Annotated in this window: 6 protein-coding genes; 3 read left to right on the forward strand and 3 right to left on the reverse strand. The window is 44.2% G+C overall.

What is annotated here, in order from left to right; all coding sequences use genetic code 11:
• The first annotated feature begins 16 nt into the window (after window positions 1-16).
• From E0698_RS20330 to E0698_RS20340, 3 genes are all read left to right on the forward strand, one after another.
• Window positions 17-1,015, forward strand: coding sequence for an SPFH domain-containing protein (locus E0698_RS20330; protein WP_134911614.1), 999 nt, complete (start codon window positions 17-19; stop codon window positions 1,013-1,015).
• 83 nt (window positions 1,016-1,098) lie between these two features.
• Window positions 1,099-1,497, forward strand: a complete 399-nt coding sequence (locus E0698_RS20335) for a VOC family protein (protein ID WP_192512732.1) — start codon at window positions 1,099-1,101, stop codon at window positions 1,495-1,497.
• Between the two features lie 175 nt (window positions 1,498-1,672).
• The gene (locus E0698_RS20340; protein ID WP_192512733.1) at window positions 1,673-5,413 is read left to right on the forward strand and encodes an alpha-L-arabinofuranosidase C-terminal domain-containing protein; all 3,741 of its coding nucleotides are present in this window, start codon (window positions 1,673-1,675) and stop codon (window positions 5,411-5,413) included.
• Between the two features lie 205 nt (window positions 5,414-5,618).
• Here E0698_RS20340 and E0698_RS20345 read toward each other — a convergent pair whose 3' ends face one another.
• The 3 genes from E0698_RS20345 to E0698_RS20355 form a co-directional block, all read right to left on the reverse strand.
• Entirely contained in the window at window positions 5,619-5,984 is a 366-nt protein-coding gene (locus E0698_RS20345) for a cupin domain-containing protein (RefSeq protein ID WP_192512738.1), read from the reverse strand.
• A gap of 388 nt (window positions 5,985-6,372) precedes the next feature.
• Complete coding sequence (locus E0698_RS20350; RefSeq protein WP_025716897.1) at window positions 6,373-6,591, reverse strand: helix-turn-helix domain-containing protein; 219 nt, start codon at window positions 6,589-6,591, stop codon at window positions 6,373-6,375.
• A 10-nt stretch (window positions 6,592-6,601) separates the two neighbouring features.
• Window positions 6,602-7,084, reverse strand: a complete 483-nt coding sequence (locus tag E0698_RS20355; RefSeq protein ID WP_192512734.1) for a DUF2975 domain-containing protein — start codon at window positions 7,082-7,084, stop codon at window positions 6,602-6,604.
• Window positions 7,085-7,365: the final 281 nt, after the last annotated feature.

Consider the following 7,365-nt stretch of genomic DNA (forward strand, 5'->3'; position numbering starts at 1 on the left):
AGGGGATGGGAACAGAATGTCGTTCTTTAGAAACCAATTTGCGAATGTTGTAGAGTGGGAAGAGTTTAGAGATGATATGATTTTTTGGAAATGGAGCAATCGGGAGATTAAAAAAGGAAGCAAGTTAATGATCCGCTCCGGTCAAGACGCGATTTTCGTTAATAACGGCAAGATTGAAGGGATTTTCGAGAATGAAGGATCTTACAATATAGATTCTGAGATTATCCCGTTCCTGTCCACGTTAAAAGGGTTTAAATTCGGCTTTAACAGTGGTATGAGGGTGGAAGTTTTATTCGTCAATACGAAGGAGTTTACCGTCAAATGGGGGACGCAAAATCCGGTTTTGATCCCGACTCCCCAGCTTCCAGGCGGTATGCCTATTCGTGCGAATGGCACGTTTAATTTTAAGGTGGACGATTATGTTACGCTCATAGATAAGGTTGCCGGGATGAAAGACAGTTATCTGGTGGAGGATGTTAAAATCCGGATTACTTCTGTGCTGGATCAGTTGTTAATGAAGTGGATCAGCAGAGAAGGGAAGGACATGTTTAATCTGCAAGCGAATGCTTCCGATATTTCCAAAGGCATTCAAGAAGATCTGGATATGCAAGTGATGGACAACGGGATGACGATTACAGGCTTTCATGTGATGAGCTTCAATTATCCTCAAGAAATTCAGGATATGATTACGAAGACGGCTTCTCATGAAATGATCGGTAATTTGCAAAAGTATCAACAGGTCACGATGACGGACGGTATTGCATCTGGCAACGTAAAAGGCGGCGGTGCTGCTTCGGATATGGCGAGTATGATGATGGGGATGAATATAGCAAATGAAATGATGAAAAATTTGAATCCCAACCAAAATCCTCCGGCCGAGCCTCAACCTGAATCTGAATCTGCCGCTCCTTCTCCTTCTGGAGACCATAAAAAGCCCAATTTCTGTCCTAACTGCGGTGTGAAAAACGAAGGAGCTAACTTCTGTCCGAATTGTGGACAAAAATTGAACGCGTAACCCATGAGGTCGGTTTATTTACGAGCTGAAAATAAATTTGTTTAATACTGAATAAGTGGATAGTCCCAAGGAGTGAATTTATCGTGTATCAAAGACTCTTGCAGTCCCATAGCATATTCCCAACAAATGATATTGAGAAAACATCTGAGTTTTACAGCCAATATTTAGGATTTAGAGCTGTGTCATATTTGGAGGCAGAAGAGCCACATATTTGTTTGTATCGTGATGATACGGAAGTTATATTGACTAAATCTTTGGGACAAAAAGTTGTTCCCAATAGAGAATTATATGGTTATGGGTATGATGCCTACTTTATTACCAAGCAACAAGAACATCTAAAACAAGAATTTGAGGCAGCCGGGGTAAAAATTGTACGCTCTTTGTCGAATACAGACTATAACAATAAAGAATTTGTTATTGAGGATGTAGATGGTCGGTGGATTGCTTTTGGAATTAAAGAAACCAGTGCATCAATGGAGTGAAAAATTTACCCTAACAAGGATGGCCCATCTAAAAAACCGCTCATTGAGCGGTTTTTTTGTCACTATAAAGGATTGAAAAATGTGGGCAGGATAAGGTACTATAGTTATATAGTATATATTTATATTAATTAATTAGTTATTACATTAACAAAATATATGTATAGGAGCAACGAAGATGACCAAATTCCAAGATCAAATCATTGCGCGGTACAAGTTTGATGATGCTGGGAACGTCGGCAAAGATAGCTCAGGGCAAGGTAATGACGGGGTTGCTTCTGGCACAGTAGCACCAACAATCTCCAATGCCAGCGGCAGAATGGCTTTAACGCTTGAGGGAGGTCCTAATGGTACATCGTATATACAGCTTCCTTCCGATCTGCTTAAAGATGTAAGCGATAACACGGGTGTCACGGTGACTGCTTGGGTAAGCTTCGGCAAATTCACGGATATGTGGGAACGTGTTTTTGACTTTGGCAAAGCCCATACAGGGCCTTATATGTTCATGACACGGAATCTGCGCGGGACTCTTTTCGCCGAAGCAGATCTGGCTGTAGATCCGGGGAGAGGTTTTGTCCGGGATGAGTGGATGCACATAGCCATGTCCGTGATCGGCACTAAAGGCGGCACATTAAGCAGTGCGGGTCCGGTTGTGTATGTGAACGGCGAAGTCGTAGCGGACGGCTCCATCAGCCAAACCTCCAGCGGCAACTATGCCAAGCTGCGCAAATGGTTTGAAACGTTTACGGACTCATCCAACTATAGCAACAATTTTATTGGTCGTTCCCAGCATGCGGCGGATGTGGATTTTTCCGGTTCCCTATCGGACTTCCGCATTTATAAAGCAGGCTTGTCAGCGGATGAAGTCATCGAAGTCATGTGCGATTCGTTGACAGACGAAGAGGTTGTGAAGCTCGCTCGCGATAAGTATTTGTCCTTCCCAACGACGATTGTAACCAAGGACTTGTCCCTGCCAACGGTCCTCATGGGCGGTAGAGTAGAAGTGATCTGGAAATCCAGCCACCCTGAGATACTCTCTGACAACGGTCAGGTCCAGACAATTACCTCCTCACAGGGGGTAACCGTGACAGCCTTCTTGACGAAGGGCCCAAGCTGTATTGAAAAAAGTTTTGAAGTATCCGTCCTGCCGGAACAGCTACCTCCTTACACTTTGACCATTCATGGAAATAGGGAAGTCATGGATATCAGCGAAGTGATGTACGGCTTGTTCTACGAAGATATCAATAACGCAGCGGATGGCGGAATTTATGCGGAGCTTGTTCAGAATCGTTCCTTCGAGTCCTTCGTGTTTGATACCTATTCCCATGCTTCTGGTGAATGCGGTTGCTCTACGGGGCGAAACCGTAATCCTTTATTTTCCTGGTCTGGTGATACGGACAAGATGACTCCGCAAAATAGCGGCGGATTAAATGAATTTTTAGGTGCTAAAGACAAAGATGTGAACTCTTATTATGTGGCGGTAGCGGATGGTGCGACTATTCGGAATAAGGGCTTTTCGGATTCTAACCAGAATTGTGCTATGTCTATCCAAGCAGGTGACAAGTATGATTTCACCATCTGGGCGAAGGCTGAGTCGGTAGGCACGATCACGCTACAACTGCAAGACGCGAATGAGAAGGGGATTAGTGATTCGGTAACCGTACAGGTGGAAGGCAGCAACACGTGGAAAAAGTACGGTATAGATTCCAAACTGGTGCTGACAGGATCAGCTACGGTTCTGGGGCAACTGGTGATGACGTTTGACGGTGAGATTTCGATAGATATGGTTTCCTTGTTTCCACAGGATGTGTGGGGTGCAGGGGAGGAAGCCCGATCCCCATCGGCACATGCCAACTTCCAAGGGAATCCCAACTATAGACTGAGAAAAGATCTGGTGAACGCGCTGGTCGATATGCATCCGAAGTTCTTGCGTTTTCCGGGCGGTTGTATCTCTGAGGGTTCGTTTATTTGGGAAAACGTATACGACTGGAAGGAATCTATTGGCGATATCGAGCTGCGCAAGGAAAATTTTAATGTATGGGGCTATATGATGACCATGGGCCTTGGTTATATGGAGTATTTCCAGTTGGCCGAAGACCTGAATGCAGCTCCGCTTCCCGTTATGGCCTGTGGCGTTCTCTGCCAAGCCCGTTCGGATTACGCTCATCCCGCTGGTGGCGCATTAAGAGAATACTATATCAAGAATTTTACGGACCTGATCGACTTTGCGATTAGCGTGGATTTTGATAACAATGAATGGGCTGCCATGCGTAAAAAAATGGGCCACGAAGCGCCGTTTGATCTGCATTATTTGGGAGTAGGGAACGAAAACTGGGGTACAGAATTCTTTGCCAACTTTGAAGTGTTCAAAACGTCTATTGATGCGTACATGGAGGAAAACTATCCAGGCTACGAGCTGCATATCATCTCCACGGTTGGCGCTCAAGCAGACGACGATGCATATCAGCAGGGATGGAAGTTCCTGAGTGGTAATATAACCGGTTCGGCTAAGGTCGCTTTTGCAGACGGCACCCAAGTGACTGAGGAAACCGTGACATGGTATGAGAAGCAAGAAAACTACATGGACACCATTGCAGATGAGCACTACTACCGTTCCAACGAGTACCTGCTTAATAACGCGGACCGATATAACTATTACTATAGAGCGTATAATGCAGACGGCAGCATAAACTGGAAGGAAACGTCCAAGGTGTTCGTGGGTGAGTATGCGTCTACGGATAAAAATACACTGGCAGGCGCAGTAGCAGAGGCAGTGGTCATGACGGGCTTTGAAAATAACGCCGATGTCGTTCTGTTAGCCGCCTATGCGCCCTTGTTCAACAAGGTGCTGACGGACGGAACCTACAGATGGACGCCGGATTGCATCTGGTTCGATGACGAAACCGTGTGGTTCACGCCGAACTACTATGTACAGCAAATGTATGCCAAATATTTAGGCAATAAAGTATTGGCGACCTCTTTTTCCACTTACAAAAACGGCAAGCCTATAGATCTCATTCCGCAGGGTGGAATTGAGATTGCGACAGGCAACGCCGAGGTGATCGTGAAGCATGTGACGGTCACTTCCAACACGGACGGCAGCGTGCTGCTGGAACAGGATTTTACCCAGAAATGGAATCCGGCTTGGCAGGTCATTCCGGGTTCCGTGGGGTGTGCTGTGGAAGCAGGCAAGGGACTTGTCCTCCAAGCTCAAGCCAGCGGTCTGAACGGTCTGTACATTTTGAACGACCAATGGACGAATTACAAGGTGGAGGTCGTCGCTTCCCGTGTTTCTGGCACGGACGGTTTTTATGTGGGCGCAGGTCTTACGGATATTTCCGCAGAGAAAAAGGACGTGGTCGAATATGCCGTTGGCTATGGCGGCAAGGCAACGGGCGTGAAGGTTTACAAGCAAGGGGTGGAAGGCTATACCTTAGGTGACTACTCTTCCAGTACAGCGGCAGGCAACCTGAGAGCGGCCAGCTATGAAGAGCTTGCTGACAACACGGATTACACCATCACGGTGAATTATGGCGGTGAAACGGGCAACAGCCTGATCTGCTCTTACACCGACGGAGTGACAAGCAGCAAAGTGCTGGACTACAAGCTGGAAGCTTACAACAGAGACGTGTTCAACTCGGTGACCAAAGATGCGGAGCATGTATATGTGAAGCTTGTGAATGCCGATAACGTGGATAAGGCAATGCAGTTGAACCTTCAAGATTTGAGTGTCGAGGCCATTGCCAAGCTGATTACACTAACCGGCGATGCTTCGCTAGTTCATGTTCCTAACGTGAATAAGAAGAATGATGAGAAGGTAGTGCCTACCGAGCAGCAGGTTTCGCTCAGTAATAACGCGATCCTTCTGCAATTACCCGCTAATTCGGTGAATGTACTGGTACTGGATCTTAAAGCATAGGCAAACTGAGGCACGTAATCATGTGTGGAAAATTTGAAAAACCCGCTCACTGAGCGGGTTTTCTTTGGATGAAACTAGTGTTCGAGGGAAGTAGGGTATCAGGCTAATCCCAATAGGAATGAAAGCGGCAGCTAGGGACAAAAAAAGTCCTAGACTCCCGTAGTTTTAACGATGTAATCGAACGAGTTCATTATTCTAACAGACGCTATATCCAAATATCATTGGCTGCTGTTAATTCGGACTCAGTCCCGCCAGTGTTAACTAAACCTCTAGGCTCCACCAGCATGATATGGCATTCCTTTTCGGCGAAAGGCTTGTGCTCGACTCCCCTTGGGACAATAAACATCTCGCCCTGGGAGATTTTCACCTGACCATCGCGGAAATCAATGAACATCTCCCCTTCGAGCACGATAAACACCTCGTCGGTATCTTGATGATCGTGCCATACAAAATCCCCAACAATCTTGACGAGCTTAAATTGATAGTCATTCATTTCGCCAATAACTTTCGGAGACCAATGATCGTTGAACTTAGATAATTTATCATTCAGGTTAATAGCTTGGTAATGGATACTAATCCCTCCGATTCCTTTACCTCCATTATACCATTAACAAGGTTTAAGTATTATGAAGATAATACTCATCAGTCGGCATGGGTAACCTGACAATATTTTATTATAAAGTTAGGGTGTTGATGTTCTGTGAAAATAAAGTATTAGACTGGAGTCGTTGATTTTACGCGGTTTTGAGTTAAAGAATCGTCAGCTTTTGATAAATAAGTTCTATACTGATCCATTAAAAGAAGCAGCGGCGGACCAAGACTTGATAAATAAAGTCTTAGACTGCCGCTGTCCTCATTGAACTAACGTTCCCAGTTAGCTGAGTGAAGGGCAGCCGCGCGGCTGCCCCTTCGATGTTGAACTAACGTCTCCGTTAGTTCAATAAATTTGTTGTCTGTTTTTATTGAGTGTCTTCGTCGCTTTTGTACTCCAAAATATCACCTGGCTGACAATCTAAATTCTTACATATCGCTTCTAATGTTGAAAAACGAACCGCTTTTGCTTTCCCATTTTTCAGAATGGAAAGATTCGCCATAGTAATTCCAACCCTCTCCGCAAGCTCCGTTACGCTCATTTTTCGTTTTGCTAACATCACATCAATATTGATGATAATCGCCATGTTATTCACCTCAGATCGTTAAATCATTTTCTGATTTTATATTTATAGCTTCCTGTAAAAGTCTTTGGAGAACAGCAGCAAAAACGGCGATCACCATAGAAGCGAAAATAATGACCAATCCGGTGACTGTGATAACTGGAGGGTCAACTCTCCTCGCCATGAGATAGTAGAGTGGCATACCTAGCAGGTACAAGGTACTGATTGTGATGGCACAGTATTTTATATTCTTTAAAGCCTTTACGGATAATTCCGAGAACGCTTTGTTCTTATCAATATAGCTTAAAAGTTTAAAAGCTTGATACAGAGCAAAGTAAAAAGGTATCGCTGCCGCGTACATATCGATTAAAACGAGAGATTTCATATAAGCGATATCTGGATACAATTCTCCAGCAAAATTCCCGATCTTAGGCACTAAAAATATGCACAAAGCAAGAATTGGGATTCCAATAAGAATAACAGCCATCTTCAAAAAGAGTGTTGTTCTCCGTTTCATTAAGAGCACCTCGCTAATTTAATTGTAAAACGACTTTAACACATAATTTATTGTTTTACAATAAATTAATATCGTTTTTTATTATATTGTTATTGTTAATTGAATATCCTTTTTATTTTAAGTAAAAAAAAAATAAGCATTTCTCATTACAAAGAAATGCTCTTACTTTAAAATGTTAAATTTACAACTTGTTCAACAAAACTGCCCGTTAGAATTCCTGTAGAATGAATAATTTGGCCTTTGCACAAAAACGAGCGCCTCGGTACGATGGGGTTGCACAC

Origin of the sequence: Paenibacillus sp. 23TSA30-6, from assembly GCF_014858585.1 — a bacterium.
Classification (GTDB): domain Bacteria; phylum Bacillota; class Bacilli; order Paenibacillales; family Paenibacillaceae; genus Paenibacillus.

Bases quoted from the DNA above. Each gene is read 5' to 3' on its own strand.
- E0698_RS20330 (WP_134911614.1), top strand. From the start codon at position 17: ATGTCGTTCTTTAGAAACCAATTTGCGAATGTTGTAGAGTGGGAAGAG.
- E0698_RS20340 (WP_192512733.1), top strand. From the start codon at position 1,673: ATGACCAAATTCCAAGATCAAATCATTGCGCGGTACAAGTTTGATGAT.
- E0698_RS20350 (WP_025716897.1), bottom strand. From the start codon at position 6,591: ATGGCGATTATCATCAATATTGATGTGATGTTAGCAAAACGAAAAATG.
- E0698_RS20355 (WP_192512734.1), bottom strand. From the start codon at position 7,084: ATGAAACGGAGAACAACACTCTTTTTGAAGATGGCTGTTATTCTTATT.